Origin of the sequence: Leisingera daeponensis, from assembly GCF_019801465.1 — a bacterium.
GTDB lineage: Bacteria > Pseudomonadota > Alphaproteobacteria > Rhodobacterales > Rhodobacteraceae > Leisingera > Leisingera daeponensis_A.
The window spans coordinates 288929-306637 of the sequence record NZ_JAHVJA010000004.1; the positions used below are offsets into that span (position 1 = coordinate 288929).

Below are 17709 nucleotides of genomic sequence, written 5' to 3' on the forward strand. Positions count from 1 at the left end.
AAAAGCAAACCACGAAAGACGGCGGGCTTGTCCTGCCGTTTTCTTTTTGCATGGCTGACGGAAGAAATTTTCGGCACATCCGGAAAACCGGGAGTATCAAAACTCTGACTTTCGGGAGATGGTGCCCAGGAGAGGACTCGAACCTCCACGTCCATACGGACACTAGCACCTGAAGCTAGCGCGTCTACCAATTCCGCCACCTGGGCAGGTGTCGTGAGGAGGGCGTATAAGCAGCTTCCCGATGGGCGTCAAACGGATTTTTCAAGGAATCTTCGCAGGGGAGAGGTCGGCGGCTGCCGCGTGGCCTGAAAAATTGATGCAGGCAGAACGCTTGGGCGGCAGCGGCGGCCAATTGCGCCTTGTTCGGCGCCTCTTGCGGCGCTAGAGCATATATGCAGCTAAATTCAGGAGCCAAAAGATGTCCAAACTGGTCACGATCTATGGCGGATCCGGTTTCGTGGGCCGCTACATTGCGCGGCGCATGGCTAAGGAGGGCTGGCGGGTGCGCGTCGCAGTGCGCCGTCCCAATGAAGCCATTCATGTGAAGCCTTACGGTGTTCCAGGCCAGGTGGAGCCGGTGTTCTGCAATATCCGCGACGACATGTCGGTGGCGGCTGTGATGCAGGGCGCGGATGCAGTGGTGAACTGCGTGGGTGTGCTGAACGAGCTGGGCAAGAACACTTTTGGCGCTATCCATGCCGAGGGCGCCGGTCGCATTGCGCGCATCGCGTCGCAGCAGGGCGTCGCCAGTATGGTGCATATCTCGGCCATTGGCGCCGATGCGGATGCCGCCAGCGAATATTCCCGCACCAAGGCCGCCGGCGAAGCTGCCGTGCAGCAGCATTTCCCGGGTGCGGTGATCCTGCGCCCCTCGGTGATCTTCGGGGCTGAAGACGGCTTCTTCAACCGTTTCGCCGGCATGACCCGCCTTTCGCCGTTCCTGCCGATTGCTGCGGGCGGCACCAGGTTCCAGCCGGTGTTTGTCGACGATGTAGCCAAGGCGGCAGTCAAAGGCGCCCTTGGTGAGGCAGAGGGCGGGGTTTATGAACTGGGCGGCCCAGAGGTCAAAACCTTCCGCGCGCTAATGGAGCAGATGCTGGAGGTGATCCATCGCCGCCGTGTCATCATTTCACTGCCTGGGTTTGTTGCGAAACTGGTGGCCTTCGGCTTTGATCTTCTGCAGTATGCCAGTTTCCAGCTGATCGAGAACAAGATGCTGACCCGAGACCAGTTGAAAAGCTTGAAGTCGGACAATGTAGTGACCGAGGCAGCTAAGGGTTTCGCGGATCTGGGCATTGACCCGGTGTCAGTTGGTTCGGTGCTGCCAGACTACCTTTGGAAGTTCCGCCCCTCCGGCCAATATGACGAGATGACCAGCTCCGCCCGCAATCTGCGCAACGGCGCCTGACGCGCGAAGCGTTTTCTGGAGTTGCAAGCGCGGGGCAATCCCGCGCTTTTTCTTTTCCGGCCTAACTGCCGTAGGCAATGGTCAGCAGCACCGCGCCCAGGATCACCCGGTAGATCACATAAGGCGTGAAGCTGACCGAGCGCAGAAGCCGCATCATCAGGCTGAGCGCGGCTAGCGCCGAGACCATTGCCAGAACTGCCGCAACCCCCGCATCGCGCATCAGCGCAGTATTGGATTCCAGCGCAACTTCGGTTCCCAAAAGCACGCCCGAAGCGATGATGGTGGGGATCGACATCAGCATGGCAATGCGGGCTCCGTCCTCGCGCTTGTAGCCCAGCTGGCGAGCGCCAGTGATGGTGATGCCGGAGCGCGAGGTGCCGGGGATCAGCGCCAGCATCTGCCACAACCCCATGATCAGAGCATCGCGCAGGCCCCAGTCGCCGGCTTGTTTCACCTCTGCGCCTTTCTGGTCGGCCCAGTACAGCACCAGACCAAAGCCCAGCATGGTCCAGCCGATCACCGCCATAGATCGCAACGCATCGCTGAGGCCGGTGAAATGCAGCACGGCGCCGAATATGACGGTGGGGATCGTGGCCACGATCAGGCCCATGGCAAGCCGGGAGCCTGGCGTGTCGGTGCGGCCGGTCAGAGCGCGGGGCAATCCGCCCAGCCCTTCGCGCACGTCGCCCCAGAAATAGATCATCACCGCGGCCAGGGTGCCCACGTGCACGGCGACGTCGATCACCTGGCCCTGGTCTTTCAGCCCCGTGAGCCCGGGCAGCAGAATCAAGTGGCCTGAGGAAGAGACTGGCAGGAATTCGGTGATGCCCTGGATCAATGCCACAAGGATCAGCTGGAAAAGCGGCATGTTGAAAGCGTCCCTCGCTGGCCGCGGATGGGCCTTAAACTATCGGGACTCTGTATAAATCCCGCTTCGGGATTGGAAAGCGGATATTATGGTCCGCTTCGGACCTAAAAATCCTGTACATTTCCGCTAAACACGGTATCAGGAATCAAGAGCTGGCAAAGTAGGTCAGCAAAGTTGACATAAAAGCGTACCGGTGCCCGAAAAGGTGCCTGCGCAGCCAGACAAACGATGGAGTCCAGCCCGTGGCCAAGCAACCGATGCTGAAATTTGTGCAGATCGAACGCGACATGCCTCAAAAGCGTGACGCGAGCGTACGCAAGGAAGACTTCAATGAGATCTACGCGGAATATGCCGCCGCCAAGGCCGAGGAGCAGGCCAGCCGCTGCAGCCAGTGCGGCGTGCCCTATTGCCAGAGCCACTGCCCGCTGCACAACAACATCCCCGACTGGCTGCGCCTGACCGCCTCCGGCCGTCTGGAAGAGGCCTATGAGACCAGCCAGGCCACCAACACCTTCCCCGAGATCTGCGGCCGCATCTGCCCGCAGGACCGCTTGTGCGAAGGCAACTGCGTGATCGAGCAGTCGGGCCACGGCACTGTCACCATCGGCTCGGTTGAGAAATACATCACCGACACCGCCTGGGAAAACGGCTGGGTCAAGCCGGCAGCGCCGCTGGCCGAGCGCAGCGAGAGCGTTGGCATCATCGGCGCCGGTCCCGGCGGCCTGGCAGCAGCGGACATGCTGCGCAAGGCGGGCGTGCAAGTCACTGTTTATGACCGCTACGACCGCGCCGGCGGGCTGCTGATGTACGGTATCCCCAGCTTCAAGCTCGAAAAGGACGTGGTCGAGCGCCGCAACAAGCTGCTGGCCGACGGCGGCGTCACTTTCAAGCTAAACTGCAATGTGGGCGAGGACATCTCGTTCGAGGAGATCCGCTCCAAGCACAATGCGGTGATCATTGCCACCGGCGTTTATAAATCCCGCGATCTGGCGATGCCGGGCAGCGGTTCCGAAGGCATCGTCAAGGCGATCGACTTCCTGTGCGCCTCGAACAAGAAAAGCTTTGGCGACGAGGTCGAAGCCTTCGACAACGGCGATCTGAACGCTGCGGGCAAGAAGGTCGTGGTGATCGGCGGCGGCGATACCGCGATGGACTGCGTGCGCACCTCGATCCGTCAGGGCGCGACATCTGTGAAATGCCTCTACCGCCGCGACCGCGCCAACATGCCCGGCTCGCAACGCGAAACCCAGAACGCCGAGGAAGAAGGCGTGGTCTTCGAATGGCTGTCGGCACCTAAGGGCTTTACCGATGAGAGCGGCAAGGTCTCTGGCGTGATGGTGCAGAAGATGCGCCTGGGCCAGCCGGATGCTTCGGGCCGCCAGGCGCCGGAAGTGATCGAAGGCGCGGATTATGTCGAGGAGGCCGATCTGGTCATCAAAGCCTTGGGCTTTGAGCCGGAAGAACTGCCGACCCTTTGGAACCAGCCGGAGCTGCCGGTGACCCGTTGGGGCACTGTCAAGGCCGCGTTCAAGACCGGTGCCACCGAACTGGACGGCGTCTATGCGGTGGGCGACATTGTGCGCGGCGCCTCGCTGGTGGTCTGGGCAATCAAAGACGGCCGCGACTGCGCCGAAGCGATCCTCGACAACTTCAACAGCAAGGCCGCGGTGGCCGCGGAATAAGCCGGCACCCCCTGTGCACCGGCGGAGCAGCGAGCGAACCGCAGCAAGGTCAGTAATGCTGACCCAGCCAGCAGAAGGAACATGGAAATGAGCGAGTTGAAGGGACAATGCATGTGCGGCGCGGTGACCGTCACCGCTTCCCCTGCACGCGCCTCCGTTTCCGCCTGCCATTGCGGAATGTGCCAACGCTGGTCCAGCGGCCCGTTCCTGAGCTTTCAGGCATCCAGCGGCTATGCCGCGCTGGGGCCGGTGCAAACATATGAGTCCTCCGGCTGGGCCGAGCGGGCGTTCTGCGGCAAATGCGGATCGGCGTTGTGGTACCGGATGACCGCAGGAGAACATAAAGGCCAGACGCAGATGTCGGCTGGCCTGTTTGAAAACGCAGGCGGCAATGAGTTGCGCCTGGAACTTTACATCGACAAAAAGCCAGCGGGCTACGCCTTCGACAGCGGCAGCCGGAAACTGACCGGCGCTGACGTGATCAAGATGTTCGCCCCCTCCGTAGAAGGAACCAGCCAATGACCAAATATGATGCCGATTGGGTGCGCGCCGAGGAAGCCAAGCGCAAGTGGATGGCTGAAAACGGCCTGTATTCCGAGGAGGAGGAGCATTCCTCCTGCGGTGTGGGCCTGGTGGTCTCGGTTGACGGCAAGAAAAGCCGTAAGGTGGTTGAGGCCGGCATCGACGCGCTGAAGGCGATCTGGCACCGCGGCGCGGTGGATGCCGACGGCAAGACCGGCGACGGTGCGGGCATCCATGTGCAGATCCCGGTTCCGTTCTTCTATGACCAAATCCGCCGCACCGGCCACGAGCCGCGCCAGGATGAGCTGATGGCGGTGGGTCAGGTGTTTTTGCCGCGCACCGATTTCGGCGCCCAGGAGCGCTGCCGGACCATTGTGGAGACCGAAGTTCTGCGCATGGGCTATTCCATCTATGGCTGGCGACATGTGCCGGTGGATGTGACCTGCCTGGGCGAAAAGGCCAACGCGACCCGCCCGGAGATCGAGCAGATCCTGATCTCCAACGCGAAGGGCGTGGATGAGGAAACTTTCGAGCGCGAACTCTATGTGATCCGCCGCCGGATCGAGAAAGCGGCCAATGCCGCGGCGATCTCAGGCCTGTACATCGCGTCGCTGTCCTGCCGCTCGATCATCTACAAGGGGATGATGCTGGCCGAGCAGGTTGCGGTGTTCTACCCGGACCTGATGGATGAGCGTTTTGAGAGCGCATTTGCGATCTATCACCAGCGCTATTCCACCAACACCTTTCCGCAGTGGTGGCTGGCGCAGCCGTTCCGCATGCTGGCGCACAACGGCGAGATCAACACGCTGAAGGGCAACCTGAACTGGATGAAGAGCCACGAGATCCGCATGGCCTCGGCGACCTTTGGCGACTATGCCGAGGACATCAAGCCGATCGTTCCGGGCGGTGCCTCCGACTCCGCGGCGCTGGATGGGGTGTTCGAGGTCCTGGTGCGCGCGGGCCGCTCCGCGCCGATGGCGAAAACCATGCTGGTGCCGGAAAGCTGGTCCAAGCAGGCAGTGGAACTGCCGCAGGCTTGGCGCGATATGTATTCCTACTGCAACTCCGTGATGGAACCCTGGGACGGTCCTGCAGCGCTCGCGATGACCGACGGCCGCTGGGTCTGCGCGGGCCTGGACCGCAACGGACTGCGCCCGATGCGCTATGTGGTGACCGGCGACGGGCTGGTGATCGCCGGCTCCGAAGCGGGCATGGTTCCGATCGACGAGGCGTCGGTTGTTGAGAAGGGTGCTTTGGGGCCGGGCCAGATGCTTGCCGTTGATATGCAAAAGGGCAAGCTGTTCCACGACACCGAAATCAAAGACAAGCTCGCCCGCGCGCTACCCTTCGGCGATTGGGTCAAGCGGATCAACGATCTGGACGCGACCCTGGCCCAAGTGACTGAACAGCCCTTGTTCAGCGGTGAGGAGCTGCGCCGCCGCCAGGTTGCAGCCGGCTATTCGATCGAGGAACTGGAGCAGATCCTGGCGCCGATGGCAGAGGATGCCAAGGAATCGCTTGCCTCGATGGGCGACGACACGCCCTCCGCCGTGCTGTCTAAGATGTACCGCCCGCTGAGCCATTACTTCCGGCAGAATTTCAGCCAAGTGACCAACCCGCCGATCGACAGCCTGCGCGAATTCCGGGTGATGTCGCTGAAGACCCGGTTCGGCAACCTGAAGAACGTGCTGGACGAGGACAGCTCGCAGACCGAGATCATCGTTCTGGAGAGCCCGTTTGTCGGCAATACCCAGTGGGACAAGCTGGTTGAGCAGTTCAATGCCCCGCTGGCGGAGATCGACTGTTCCTTCAAGCCGGGCCGCGGGTCGCTGAATGCGGCCTTGGAGCGGATCAGGGCCGAAGCCGAAGAGGCGGTGCGGTCCGGCGCCGGCCATCTCGTGCTGACTGACCAGCATTCGAATGCGGACAAGGTGGCAATGCCAATGATCCTGGCAACCTCAGCCGTGCATTCGCATCTGACCCGCAAGGGGCTGCGGACCTTCTGCTCGCTGAACGTGCGCTCCGCAGAATGTATCGACCCGCATTACTTCGCGGTGCTGATCGGCTGCGGCGCCACTGTTGTTAACGCTTACCTGGCCGAGGATTCGCTGGCCGACCGCATCGAGCGCGGGCTGTTGGACGGCACCCTGACCGAAAACGTTGCCCGCTACCGCGAGGCCATCGACCAGGGCCTGCTGAAGATCATGGCCAAGATGGGGATCTCGGTGGTCTCCTCCTATCGGGGCGGTTTGAACTTCGAAGCCGTGGGACTGTCCCGCGCCATGTGTGCCGAGTATTTCCCGGGCATGACCAGCCGCATCTCCGGCATCGGTGTGACCGGCATCCAGGCCAAGCTGGAGGAAATCCACGCCAAGGCCTGGAAGGCACCAGAAGGCGTGCTGCCCATCGGCGGTTTCTACAAGGCGCGCAAGTCGGGTGAGACCCACGCCTGGGAAGCGACCTCGATGCATATGATGCAGATGGCCTGCAACCGCGCGTCTTATGAGTTGTGGAAGCAGTATTCGGCAAAGATGCAGAGCAATCCGCCGATCCACCTGCGCGACCTGTTGCAGATCAAGCCGCTGGGCAAGGCGGTGCCGATCGAGGAAGTGGAATCGATCACTTCGATCCGCAAACGTTTCGTCACGCCGGGCATGTCCCTGGGCGCACTGAGCCCGGAGGCGCACAAGACCCTGAACGTGGCGATGAACCGCATCGGCGCCAAGTCGGACTCGGGCGAGGGCGGCGAGGATCCGGCACACTTCGTGCCGGAGCCGAACGGCGACAACCCGTCCGCAAAGATTAAGCAGGTTGCGTCGGGTCGCTTTGGCGTGACAGCCGAATACCTGAACCAGTGTGAAGAGCTGGAAATCAAGGTGGCCCAGGGCGCCAAGCCCGGCGAGGGCGGCCAGCTGCCGGGGATGAAGGTCACCGACCTGATTGCCCGCCTGCGCCACTCGACCAAGGGTGTGACCCTGATTTCGCCGCCGCCGCACCATGACATCTACTCGATCGAGGATCTGGCGCAGCTGATCTACGACCTGAAGCAGATCAACCCGCGCTGCAAGGTGACGGTGAAGCTAGTGGCCTCCTCCGGCGTTGGCACCATCGCCGCGGGCGTGGCCAAAGCGAAGGCCGACATCATCCTGATCTCCGGCCATAACGGCGGTACAGGGGCGTCGCCTGCGACCTCGATCAAATACGCGGGTCTGCCATGGGAAATGGGCCTGACTGAGGCGCATCAGGTACTGGCGATGAACAACCTGCGCGAGCGGGTGACGCTGCGCACCGACGGCGGTCTGCGCACCGGCCGGGATATCGTGATGGCTGCAATGCTGGGCGCCGAGGAATACGGCATTGGCACAGCGGCGCTGATCGCGATGGGCTGCATCATGGTGCGCCAGTGCCAGTCGAACACCTGCCCGGTGGGCGTCTGCACCCAGGACGAATCCCTGCGCGCCAAATTCACCGGCAACGCGGACAAGGTGGTGAACCTGATCACCTTCTACGCTCAGGAAGTGCGGGAAATCCTGGCCTCCATTGGTGCGCGCTCGCTTGATGAGGTGATCGGCCGGGCTGACCTTCTGGCGCAGGTGTCTCGCGGCTCTGCCCACCTGGATGATTTGGACCTGAACCCGCTCCTGATCACCGTCGATGGCTCCGCCAACATCGCCTACAACCGTGACAAGGACCGCAACGCGGTGCCGGACACGCTGGACGCGGAAATTGTGCGCGACGCGGCCCGTTTCCTGCAGGACGGCGAAAAGATGCAGCTGTCCTACGCGGTGCAGAATACCCACCGCACTGTCGGTACCCGCACATCCAGCCATATCGTGCGCAACTTCGGCATGCGGAATTCCTTCCAGCCGGATCACCTGACGGTGAAGCTGCAAGGCTCCGCTGGCCAGTCGCTCGGTGCCTTTGCAGCGCCGGGGCTGAAGCTGGAAGTGTCGGGCGATGCCAATGACTACGTCGGCAAGGGCCTGTCCGGCGGCACTATCGTGGTTCGCCCGCCGCAAGTTAGCCCACTGACTGCGTCCGAGAACACCATCATTGGCAATACCGTTCTGTACGGTGCCACCGATGGCTACCTGTTTGCGGCGGGCCGCGCGGGTGAACGCTTTGCTGTGCGCAACTCGGGAGCCAAGGTGGTGATCGAGGGCTGCGGAGCCTGCGGCTGCGAATACATGACTGGCGGTATTGCTGTGATACTCGGCTCGATCGGTGCCAATTTCGGTGCCGGTATGACCGGCGGCATGGCCTATCTCTACGACCCTGAAGGCAAGGCAGAAACCATGATGAACATGGAGTCACTGGTCACCTGCCCGCTCACCGTCGCCCACTGGGAGTCGGAGCTGAAAGGGCTAATTGCCCGCCATCTGGATGAAACCGGCAGCCGCAAGGCCGCTGAGATCCTGCAGCACTGGGACATCGAGAAAGCAAACTTTGTGCAAGTCTGCCCGAAGGAGATGCTCGACAAACTGCCGCATCCGGTAATGCAGGAACAGGCGGCGATGCCGGCGGAATGATCCGGGTTAGAGCCTGAATGAAAGGCCCCGCAGGCAATTGCTTGCGGGGTTTTTCTTTTGGCGGTTGGTTACCGGGGGGGTGCTGGCTTATAGAGGGGCATGGCAAAGGCAATTGCAAAAAAGAAGAAGTCCAAGAGCAGCAAGAAGACAGCGAAGCTGAAGATCCAGCCGCTGCGCTGGCTGCGGCGCTGGGCCCTGCGCGCGGCGATGGCCGTTGCGGTGGTATTCCTTGCGCTCATCCTGCTCTTCTCGGTGGTGAACCCGCCGCTGACGCATACGATCTGGGCCGAACAGCGTCGGCTGGGTGAAGTGGACCGGATGTGGGTGCCGCTGGAAGAGATTGCACCGGTGCTGGCACGCTCTGTCGTGGCGGCGGAGGATGCTCAATTTTGTAGACACTGGGGGTTTGACGCCCGCGCCCTACAGGCCGCGATCGAGGCGGGCGGCAGCCGTGGCGGCTCTACCATTTCGCAGCAGGTGGTTAAAAACGTATTCCTGTGGCAAGGCCGCAGCTGGCCGCGCAAGGTGCTGGAAACATTGCTGACCCCGGCAGTGGAACTGGTCTGGAGCAAGCGGCGCATTCTTGAAGTCTATTTGAACGTTGCCGAAATGGACGAGGGCGTGTTCGGCGCCGAAGCGGCAGCGCGCAAGTATTTCGGGGTAGGGCCGGACCAGCTGAGTGCCCGTCAGGCAGCTCTGATTGCCGCTGTCCTGCCCAATCCCAAGGAGCGTTCGGCCCGCAAACCCTCCAGCTATGTGCAGCGCCGGGCGCGGCAGATCCAGGACGGGGCGGCCACCATTCGCGCAGACGGGCGGGCGGATTGTTTCGAGGATTGAATCTTTCCCCCGCCCAAGGCATTGCTGAAGCAACCGTTGTAAGTTTTCTGGAGATCCCCTGTAGCCATGGCGCGCCTGTACCACGTTCCCTTGTCCCCCTATTGCCGCAAGGTGCGGCTGTCGCTGGCAGAGAAGAAGATCGAGGTTGAGCTTGTCGAGGAACGCTATTGGGAACAGGATCCGGATTTCCTGCGCCGCAACCCGGCGGCCAAGGTGCCGGTGATCCGGCTGGATGGCCAGATGATGGCCGAGAGCGCTGCGATCTGCGAATACCTGGAAGAAACCAGGCCTGAACCGTCCTTGATGCCGAAGGATCCGGAGGGCCGGTATGAAGTGCGCCGCCTGGTGAGTTGGTTTGACGACAAGTTCCACCATGAGGTGACATCGAAACTGCTCTACGAGCGGGTAAACAAGAAAATAACCGGCCAGGGCTACCCGGACAGCCGCAACGTCAAGGCCGGCGCCAAGGCGATCAAGTACCATCTGGACTACATGGCCTGGCTGCTGGATCACCGGCGCTGGCTGGCTGGAGACATGATGACGCTGGCGGATTTTGCCGCCGCGGCGCATTTGTCGTCGCTGGACTATATCTCGGATGTGGACTGGAACCGCTCGGCGGTGGTCAAGGATTGGTATGCCAAGATCAAGTCGCGGCCCGCGTTCCGGTCTATTCTGGCCGATCAAGTACCGGGCTTCCGGCCGCCGCCGCATTACACCGATCTGGATTTCTGATATCAACCGGTTGAGGGGCGCTGCCCCCGCGGCCCAATGGGCCGCTCCCCCGGAGTATTTGGGCAAAAGATGAAAGACGGGTCCGGTATCAAGGAAAAACTGGTCGCTCAGGCGCTGGCGGAGGGGTTTGTCTCCTGCCGGATCTGTCGGCCCTGGGACGTGCCGCAGGTACCCGGGCGGCTGCAAGCGTTTCTGGACGCGGGCTATCACGGGCAGATGGGCTGGATGGCGGAGCGCAGCCATTGGCGAGGCGATCCGGCGCAGCTGTGGCCGGAGGCACGGTCGGTGATCATGCTGGCCGAAAGCTATACGCCTGAGGAGGACCCGATGGCGGTGGTGGGGCAGACGGACCGCGGCGCGGTCTCGGTCTATGCCCGCAACAAAGACTATCACGATCTGGTCAAGAAACGGCTGAAGCGGCTGGCGCGCTGGCTGATTGCGGAGGCCGGGGCGGATTGCGAGGTCAAGGTTTTTGTCGACACCGCGCCGGTGCCGGAGAAGGCGCTGGGACAGGCAGCCGGACTGGGCTGGCAAGGCAAGCACAGCAACCTGGTGAGCCGGGATTGGGGCAATTGGGCCTTTTTAGGCTCTGTATTGACCACTTTGGATCTGCCTGCGGACAGGGCTGAGCCGGACCGCTGCGGGTCCTGCCGGGCCTGTCTGGAGAGCTGCCCGACCGATGCTTTCCCGGCGCCCTATCAGGTCGACGCGCGGCGCTGCATTTCTTACCTGACTATTGAGCACAAGGGGCCGGTTGACGAAGAGCTGCGCGGCAAGATGGGCAACCGGATCTACGGCTGCGACGACTGCCTGGCGGCCTGCCCGTGGAACAAGTTCGCGGTGGCGGCCAGCGACATGCGCTATGCCGCGCGCGAGGAGTTGAAGGCGCCGAGGCTGGCAGAGCTCGCGGTGCTGGATGACGCAGCGTTCCGGGCGATGTTCTCCGGCTCGCCGATCAAGCGCATCGGGCGCGATAGGTTTGTGCGCAATGTGCTTTATGCGATTGGCAATTCCGGCCTGGTGGAGCTGCGGGAAGTGGCGCGCGGGCTGGCGGAGGACCCGGATCCGGCGGTGGCGGATGCGGCGCGGTGGGCGGTTCAACGGCTTTCATGACGCAAACAGGATGGACGGGCCGCAAATAGGCGTTACACCCGGTCCGGCGAACAGAGTTTGAGAGGGCTGGGCATGGCGTTGCTGCTGGGAGTGGACACGGGCGGAACCTATACCGATGCGGTGCTGATCCGCGACGAGAAGGAGGTGATCGCCTCGGCCAAGTCGCTGACCACGCGCCAGGACCTGGCGATTGGCGTTGGCGGCGCGATCCGGGCGGTGCTGGAACAGTCCGGGGTGAAGCCGCAGGAGGTGTCGCTGGCAGCGCTGTCCACCACGCTGGCGACCAATGCGCTGGTCGAGGGCCAAGGCGGCCGGGTGGCGCTGATCTATGTCGGCTTTAAGGAGGACGATCTGGACCGGCACGGGCTGCGGGACGCGCTGAAGGGCGATCCGGCGCTGGTGATCGGGGGCGGACATACCCATGCGGGCAGCGAGGCGGCACCCCTGGACACGGAGGCGCTGGAGATGTTCCTGCGCACCGAAGGGCAGGGGGTGACGGGTTTTGCCGTGGCCAGTGTTTTTGCCACCCGCAATCCGGCGCATGAGGTGGAAGCGGCGCGGATCATTCACGAGATGACCGGTGCGCCAGCCACCTGCTCGCACCAGCTGTCGGCCAAGCTGAACGGGCCCAAGCGCGCGGTGACGGCGGTGCTGAACGCGCGTCTGATCGGCATGATTGACCGGTTAATCGGGCGGGCGCAGGACACTTTGCGCGATCTGGGGATCGAGGCGCCGATGATGGTGGTGCGCGGTGACGGCGCGCTGATGAGCGGCGAGCAGGCGCGGGAGCGGCCGATCGAAACCATCCTGTCCGGCCCCGCAGCCTCCATCGTCGGCGCGCGTTGGATGACCGGTGTGGAGCATGCGCTGGTCAGCGACATTGGCGGCACAACAACGGATGTGGCGCTGATCAAGGACGGCAAGCCGGCGATTGATCCCGCCGGCGCCCGGGTCGGGGCATTTCGCACCATGGTCGAAGCTGTGGCGATGCGCACCACGGGTCTGGGCGGTGACAGCCAGGTGCATCTGAACACCAGCGGGCTGTCTGGCGGGCTGACCCTGGGGCCGCGGCGGGTGGTGCCGGTCTCGCTGATTGCCACCGACGCGCCCGAGGTGGTGCATGCGGCGCTGGACGAACAGCTGCGCAACTCCACCGTGGGCGAGTTTGACGGGCGCTTTGTGCGGGCGGTGCCGGGGGTGCCGGTGGCGGGGCTGAGCGAGCGTGAGGCCGGGCTGCTGGCGCGGATCGGGATGCAGGTGCATCCCTTGGGCCAGATCTTGCGCACCCGGATGGAGCATGGCTCGCTGGGCCGGCTGGTGGACCGCGGGCTGGTGCAGGTCTCTGGCGTGACGCCCTCGGATGCCAGTCATGTGCTGGGCCGGGTGGATGCCTGGGACCGCGAGGCGGCAGAAAAGGCGCTGACGCTGTTTGCGCGGCGCCGGGTCGGCAGCGGCGACATGGTAGCAAAAGATGCTGAAACGCTGGCGCAGATGATCATTGATCAGCTGACCGAACAGACCGCTTTGACCTTGCTGGAGTCTGCCTTTGCCGAAGAGGCCGAAAGCTTTGGCCTGCCTGAGGATCAGCTGGCGCGGCATGTGCTGATGCGGCGCGGGCTGGCGAAACACCGCGGGCTGCTGGCGCTGGATGCGTCGATGAATGTGGATGTGGTGGGGCTTGGAGCCTCTGCCCCCGGCTATTACCCCGCGGTGGGGGAGCGGCTGCATTGCAACATGATCCTGCCGGAGCACGCCGGCGTGGCCAACGCCATCGGTGCTGTAGTGGGTCGGGTCACCATGCGGCGCAGCGGCACCGTGACCTCTCCGTCCGAGGGCAAATACCGGGTGCATCTGGAGAGTGGGCCGGTGGATTACCAGGCTTCAGACGAGGCGCTGGCTGCGCTGGAGGCGGCGCTGGCGGGTGAGGCCCGCGGCGCGGCGGAACAGGCCGGAGCCGAGGACATCCATGTGCATGTGGAGCGGGATATCCGCACTGCGCAGGTGGAGTCGCGGGAGGTGTTTGTCGAAGGCACGCTGACGGTGGAAGCCAGCGGGCGGCCGCGGGTGGCGCACGCCTAGGCATCAGCGCGAGGGACACCGCAGCAAAAGCCCCGCCGGAGTGCGGCGGGGCTGAAAGCGCTGTGTTAGGGCCTATTCTGCAGCAGCGCCGCGTTTCGGCAGCACCCAGTCGGGGCGTGCGAAGTGGCAGGTGTAGCCAGTAGGCAGCCGCTGAAGATAGTCCTGATGCTCGGACTCGGCCTCCCAGAAGTCGCCCACCGGTTCCACCTCGGTCACCACCTTGCCGGGCCAGATGCCGGAGGCGTTGACGTCGGCGATGGTGTCCTCGGCCACGGCCTTTTGCGTCTCGTCCGTGTAGTAGATCGCCGAGCGGTAGCTCATGCCGATGTCATTGCCCTGGCGGTTCAGGGTGGTCGGGTCGTGGATCTGGAAGAAGAACTCCAGCATCTCGCGGTAAGACGTCACTGCCGGGTCGAAAATGATCTCGATCCCTTCGGCATGGGTGCCGTGGTTCCTGTAAGTGGCGTTGGGCACGTCGCCGCCGGTATAGCCGACGCGGGTGCTGATAACGCCGGGGCGTTTGCGGATCAGTTCCTGCATGCCCCAGAAACAGCCGCCTGCCAGGACGGCGCGTTCGGTGGTGCTCATTTCACGACCTCCACTTGGTTGATGTAGGCGCCGTAGCCCTCGGCCTCCATGTCGTCCAGATGCACAAACCGCAGGGAGGCAGAGTTGATGCAATAGCGCAGGCCGCCGCGATCCAGTGGCCCGTCCGGGAACACATGGCCCAGGTGGCTGTCGCCATGGGTGGAGCGGACCTCGGTGCGGATCATGCCGAGGGAGCGGTCCTCCAGTTCCTGGATGTGCGCGGATTCGATCGGCTTGGTGAAGCTGGGCCAGCCGCAGCCGGATTCATACTTGTCGGAGGAGGCAAACAGCGGCTCGCCCGAGACGATGTCGACATAGATGCCCGGCTCCTTGTTATTAAGCAGCTTGCCGGTGCCGGGGCGTTCGGTGCCCGCATTCTGGGTCACATAGAACTCTTCCTCGGACAGGGCGGCAACGGCGTCCGGGTTCTTGAAGTATTTGGTCATGGTGTCCTCCCGCCTGTTCGCGTTGCTGCAGAACATGGGGTCTGGATAGGCAAATGCAAAGCCCTGTTACAGGTGGCTCGCAAAGCCGTGTAGCGGGTGCAGGTCAGGCAGCGAAGGCGCCTGCCAGCTTTGCGGGCAGGGTGAACTCGCCCAGCACCCGGGCGCGGGCCTCTGCCGACATCTTGCGGGCGGTCTTTTCTACAATGCGCTGCACCTTGTCCGCCGGGTGTTTGGCGGCAAAAGGCTCAAAGTACCATTTCAGGAAGACAAAGCATATGATGTCCTCCAGCGCCTGCACTTGGTCGTCGCGCTTGATGCCCACCTTGCGCAGCATGCGGGCGGCTGCGTCCACGTCCTCTGCGCCATAGCCTGCGTCGTGCATCAAGGCGGTGACCACTTCGGCGTGGTGCTCTGCCTCGGCCTTGCGCCAGGCGAGGTAGCCGGCGCGGCCTTCCGGGAAAGCCTCGCGCGCGAGCTTCCAGCGTTCCACGTGCTGGCCGCGGGCGGCGATCTGCAGCGCCTCGGTAGCATCCGGGAACAGGCGTTCCTGTTCTGCGCTCATCCGCTGGCCGTAAAGCAGAGCGGCGGGCTGGCCGTTTTCCAGGTTGGGGTCCTTGGCGTTGGCGGCGTCGATGGCGTTCAGCACCTGGGATAATTGCGTGCTCATGCCGCGTCCTCCTGCTTGTGTATTTGCGGATCAGGTTAAGGCGGAAACCAAGGAACTTGCAACGGGTCCGCGCCGCGCCTGCGGTGCGGGATCACAAGAAGCAGGAAGGCATCAGCCCGGTTTTGCCGCGGGGGAGAGACCGGTTTGGGGGCGCCCTGGCTGGCGGGCCAGCTGCACGGCGAGGATGCCGCCGGTGACAACTGCAACGCCCAGCACGTCGAGCGGGCCCAGCTTTTCTCCAAGCAGCACGTTGGCGACGGCAACACCGAACACTGGATTAAGGAAGTGAAAGGTGGCCGCGCGCACCGCGCCGATGCGGTTCAACAGCAGCACCCAGATGAAGGTGGCCATCAGTCCCGGCACGATGGTGGTGTAGGTAAAGGCCGCCGCCAGCCGCCAGGTTGGAATGACAAAGATGTCCTCACTCAGCGGCGCGGCCAAGAACAGGATGGCAGAGCCGATCAGCATCTGAAGCCCCACCACCATCATGAAGTTGCCGCCGGAGGTGGCGCCGCGCAGGGCGAGGGTGGCAGCAGTAAGCGCCAGCACGCCAATCACGCAAAGGACCACACCAAACAAGTCCACCCCGGCACTGAGGCGGGTGCCCATGATCAGGGCGACACCCAGGATGCCTGCCAGGAGTCCGGCATAACCCAAGGGGCGCAGCCGCTCGCCGAACAGCATCCAGCCGGCCAGCGCGACAAGCAGCGGCATGGTGGAGGCGATGATGGCGGCCAGCGAAGCCTCGATCCATTGCATGGCAACGAAGTTCAGGCCAAGGTAAAGCGCGTTCTGGCAGAAGCCGAAGATCACCGTGGCGCGCCATTGACCGGGTGTCAGCCGCCAAGACTGGCCAATTGCGCGGGCGATGGCAACACCGATCAGGCCGGAGATGAGGAAGCGCACCGCCAGCGAGAACAGCGGTGAGGCGTCCTGCACGATGATCCGGGCGGAGGTGAAAGCCGAAGACCACATCAGGGCAAAGGCCAGCCCCATGGCAATTGCGCGTGCGTCCATCGTCCTAATCCTCTCTGCTGCTGCGGACCTTCAGGGAACCACGCGGCGGGATCAACCCCTGTCAGTTGAGACGGGCCGCAAAGATCTGCCAGCTGGCGGCACCGAAGGCAGCGGCGAAAGCCGCTTCGAACAGCCTTCGCAGGCGGATGTAGATGCGGCTGGCGGCAGCGCTGGAGAACAGAAGGGCATAACCGTGGAAGACCAGAGAACTTTGAACCGCGATGGCTGCGATCACCACCAGCAGCGCCGAGGGCTCGGTGCCGGGCGGAATGCCGATGGCGTAAAGGGAGCCGAAGAACAGGATCGCCTTTGGGTTAGTCAGATGCAGCGCCAGACCCTTTGCATAGGCGGCGCGCAGCGACGGGGCGGCAGAGGTGCGCAGTTCCGGGGCGCCGGAACGCAAGGCGGACCGGGCAGAGCGGATCGCGAGATACATCAGGTAAGCAGCGCCGAAGTAGCGGACCACCTCGAACATCCATGCGTTGGCCAGCATCACCGCGCCAAGGCCGAAGGCGGCGGAGACCGACCAGATCAGTGAGCCGCTGCTGACGCCGGCGGCCAGCGCCAGCCCGGCGGCGCGGCCGCGCTGCATGGCGGTGCCGGCGATGGTCAGGGTGGCGGGGCCGGGACTTGCTCCCGCCAGCAGCGCTGCACCAAGGATCAGTGCTAGGTTGACATCGGTCATGCGGCGGCCCTCCTCCCGGCATGCAGGAAGGGTGCGCCTGATGCGCCGCATTGGCAAGGCGGAACGGTGCGGCGGCGGGCGAAACGATTTCGGGGGAAGATGCTCGCAAAAAAGGGCCGCCCGCGAAGGGCAGCCCTGTAACCGTCCGGACTGGATCCGGTATCAGCCGTTCACGCTGTCTTTCAACGCTTTGGCGATGGTCATTTTCACGACCTTGTCAGCTTCCTTGGTGAATTTCTCACCGGTGGCCGGGTTGCGCACTTCGCGCTCGGGGCGCTCGCGGCAGTAGATTTTGCCGACGCCCGGCAGGGTCACAGCGCCGCCGCCCGACACTTCGCGGGTGATCAGCGAGCAGACCGCTTCCAGGGCGGAGCCTGCGACTTTCTTGTCGCTGCCCATTTCCTCTGCCAGAGCGGCAACAAGCTGGGTTTTGGTCATCGGTTTGGACATTCTTCGTCTCCTTAAAGCTGCCCGAACTCTGGGGCCTCATCGCGTGACATTATCGTTATGTTGTATGATAACACAACTTCTTGTGT

General features: G+C 63.4%; 15 protein-coding genes and 1 tRNA gene. 8 read left to right on the top strand and 8 right to left on the bottom strand.

Going from position 1 to position 17709, the window contains the following annotated elements:
- Window positions 1-119 precede the first annotated feature (119 nt).
- Window positions 120-206: transfer RNA gene (locus KUV26_RS12355), tRNA-Leu, on the bottom strand.
- 212 nt (window positions 207-418) lie between these two features.
- Here KUV26_RS12355 and KUV26_RS12360 point away from each other — a divergent pair.
- Window positions 419-1408: a complex I NDUFA9 subunit family protein gene (locus KUV26_RS12360; protein WP_222508541.1), complete on the top strand. Its 990-nt coding sequence runs from the start codon at window positions 419-421 to the stop codon at window positions 1406-1408.
- Window positions 1409-1469: 61 nt separating this feature from the next.
- Here KUV26_RS12360 and KUV26_RS12365 read toward each other — a convergent pair whose 3' ends face one another.
- On the bottom strand, window positions 1470-2276 hold the full coding sequence (locus KUV26_RS12365; protein WP_222503702.1) for an undecaprenyl-diphosphate phosphatase: 807 nt from the start codon (window positions 2274-2276) through the stop codon (window positions 1470-1472).
- Window positions 2277-2518: 242 nt separating this feature from the next.
- On the opposite strand from KUV26_RS12365, the gene KUV26_RS12370 reads away from it, so the two are divergent.
- The 7 genes from KUV26_RS12370 to KUV26_RS12400 all read left to right on the top strand — a co-directional run bounded on the left by KUV26_RS12370 (window position 2519) and on the right by KUV26_RS12400 (window position 13770).
- Window positions 2519-3958 carry an NAD(P)-dependent oxidoreductase gene (locus KUV26_RS12370; protein WP_222508542.1) on the top strand — a complete coding sequence of 480 codons (1440 nt, stop codon included), beginning with the start codon at window positions 2519-2521 and terminating at the stop codon, window positions 3956-3958.
- A gap of 111 nt (window positions 3959-4069) precedes the next feature.
- Window positions 4070-4480 (top strand): GFA family protein, encoded by a 411-nt coding sequence (locus KUV26_RS12375; RefSeq protein WP_261399866.1) that lies wholly within the window; start codon window positions 4070-4072, stop codon window positions 4478-4480.
- Window positions 4477-9009: a glutamate synthase large subunit gene (gltB, locus tag KUV26_RS12380; RefSeq protein WP_222508544.1), complete on the top strand. Its 4533-nt coding sequence runs from the start codon at window positions 4477-4479 to the stop codon at window positions 9007-9009. The genes KUV26_RS12375 and gltB overlap by 4 nt, the downstream gene beginning before the upstream one ends.
- A 99-nt stretch (window positions 9010-9108) precedes the next feature.
- Window positions 9109-9846, top strand: a complete 738-nt coding sequence (mtgA, locus tag KUV26_RS12385; protein ID WP_222508545.1) for a monofunctional biosynthetic peptidoglycan transglycosylase — start codon at window positions 9109-9111, stop codon at window positions 9844-9846.
- Between the two features lie 66 nt (window positions 9847-9912).
- Entirely contained in the window at window positions 9913-10578 is a 666-nt protein-coding gene (locus KUV26_RS12390; protein WP_222503707.1) for a glutathione S-transferase family protein, read from the top strand.
- A 69-nt stretch (window positions 10579-10647) separates the two neighbouring features.
- Window positions 10648-11691 (top strand): tRNA epoxyqueuosine(34) reductase QueG, encoded by a 1044-nt coding sequence (queG, locus tag KUV26_RS12395; protein WP_222508546.1) that lies wholly within the window; start codon window positions 10648-10650, stop codon window positions 11689-11691.
- A 72-nt stretch (window positions 11692-11763) separates the two neighbouring features.
- Window positions 11764-13770, top strand: a complete 2007-nt coding sequence (locus KUV26_RS12400) for a hydantoinase/oxoprolinase family protein (RefSeq protein ID WP_222508547.1) — start codon at window positions 11764-11766, stop codon at window positions 13768-13770.
- A 72-nt stretch (window positions 13771-13842) separates the two neighbouring features.
- On the opposite strand, the gene msrA is transcribed toward KUV26_RS12400, so the two are convergent.
- The 6 genes from msrA to KUV26_RS12430 all read right to left on the bottom strand — a co-directional run bounded on the left by msrA (window position 13843) and on the right by KUV26_RS12430 (window position 17623).
- Entirely contained in the window at window positions 13843-14358 is a 516-nt protein-coding gene (msrA, locus tag KUV26_RS12405) for a peptide-methionine (S)-S-oxide reductase MsrA (protein WP_222503710.1), read from the bottom strand.
- The gene (gene msrB / locus KUV26_RS12410) at window positions 14355-14804 is read right to left on the bottom strand and encodes a peptide-methionine (R)-S-oxide reductase MsrB (RefSeq protein ID WP_222503711.1); all 450 of its coding nucleotides are present in this window, start codon (window positions 14802-14804) and stop codon (window positions 14355-14357) included. The genes msrA and msrB overlap by 4 nt, the downstream gene beginning before the upstream one ends.
- Window positions 14805-14907: 103 nt before the next feature.
- The gene (locus tag KUV26_RS12415) at window positions 14908-15471 is read right to left on the bottom strand and encodes a DUF4202 domain-containing protein (RefSeq protein WP_222508548.1); all 564 of its coding nucleotides are present in this window, start codon (window positions 15469-15471) and stop codon (window positions 14908-14910) included.
- Window positions 15472-15582: 111 nt separating this feature from the next.
- Entirely contained in the window at window positions 15583-16488 is a 906-nt protein-coding gene (locus tag KUV26_RS12420) for a DMT family transporter (RefSeq protein WP_222508549.1), read from the bottom strand.
- Between the two features lie 61 nt (window positions 16489-16549).
- Entirely contained in the window at window positions 16550-17173 is a 624-nt protein-coding gene (locus KUV26_RS12425; protein ID WP_222508550.1) for a LysE family transporter, read from the bottom strand.
- A gap of 162 nt (window positions 17174-17335) precedes the next feature.
- The gene (locus KUV26_RS12430) at window positions 17336-17623 is read right to left on the bottom strand and encodes an HU family DNA-binding protein (RefSeq protein WP_019297532.1); all 288 of its coding nucleotides are present in this window, start codon (window positions 17621-17623) and stop codon (window positions 17336-17338) included.
- Window positions 17624-17709: the final 86 nt, after the last annotated feature.

Excerpts from the sequence above, each read along its gene's own strand:
- mtgA (WP_222508545.1), top strand. The coding sequence starts at position 9,109 with ATGGCAAAGGCAATTGCAAAAAAGAAGAAGTCCAAGAGCAGCAAGAAG.
- KUV26_RS12360 (WP_222508541.1), top strand. The coding sequence starts at position 419 with ATGTCCAAACTGGTCACGATCTATGGCGGATCCGGTTTCGTGGGCCGC.
- queG (WP_222508546.1), top strand. The coding sequence starts at position 10,648 with ATGAAAGACGGGTCCGGTATCAAGGAAAAACTGGTCGCTCAGGCGCTG.
- KUV26_RS12400 (WP_222508547.1), top strand. The coding sequence starts at position 11,764 with ATGGCGTTGCTGCTGGGAGTGGACACGGGCGGAACCTATACCGATGCG.
- KUV26_RS12425 (WP_222508550.1), bottom strand. The coding sequence starts at position 17,173 with ATGACCGATGTCAACCTAGCACTGATCCTTGGTGCAGCGCTGCTGGCG.
- KUV26_RS12420 (WP_222508549.1), bottom strand. The coding sequence starts at position 16,488 with ATGGACGCACGCGCAATTGCCATGGGGCTGGCCTTTGCCCTGATGTGG.
- KUV26_RS12390 (WP_222503707.1), top strand. The coding sequence starts at position 9,913 with ATGGCGCGCCTGTACCACGTTCCCTTGTCCCCCTATTGCCGCAAGGTG.
- msrB (WP_222503711.1), bottom strand. The coding sequence starts at position 14,804 with ATGACCAAATACTTCAAGAACCCGGACGCCGTTGCCGCCCTGTCCGAG.
- KUV26_RS12430 (WP_019297532.1), bottom strand. The coding sequence starts at position 17,623 with ATGTCCAAACCGATGACCAAAACCCAGCTTGTTGCCGCTCTGGCAGAG.
- KUV26_RS12365 (WP_222503702.1), bottom strand. The coding sequence starts at position 2,276 with ATGCCGCTTTTCCAGCTGATCCTTGTGGCATTGATCCAGGGCATCACC.
- KUV26_RS12375 (WP_261399866.1), top strand. The coding sequence starts at position 4,070 with ATGTGCGGCGCGGTGACCGTCACCGCTTCCCCTGCACGCGCCTCCGTT.
- KUV26_RS12415 (WP_222508548.1), bottom strand. The coding sequence starts at position 15,471 with ATGAGCACGCAATTATCCCAGGTGCTGAACGCCATCGACGCCGCCAAC.
- msrA (WP_222503710.1), bottom strand. The coding sequence starts at position 14,358 with ATGAGCACCACCGAACGCGCCGTCCTGGCAGGCGGCTGTTTCTGGGGC.
- gltB (WP_222508544.1), top strand. The coding sequence starts at position 4,477 with ATGACCAAATATGATGCCGATTGGGTGCGCGCCGAGGAAGCCAAGCGC.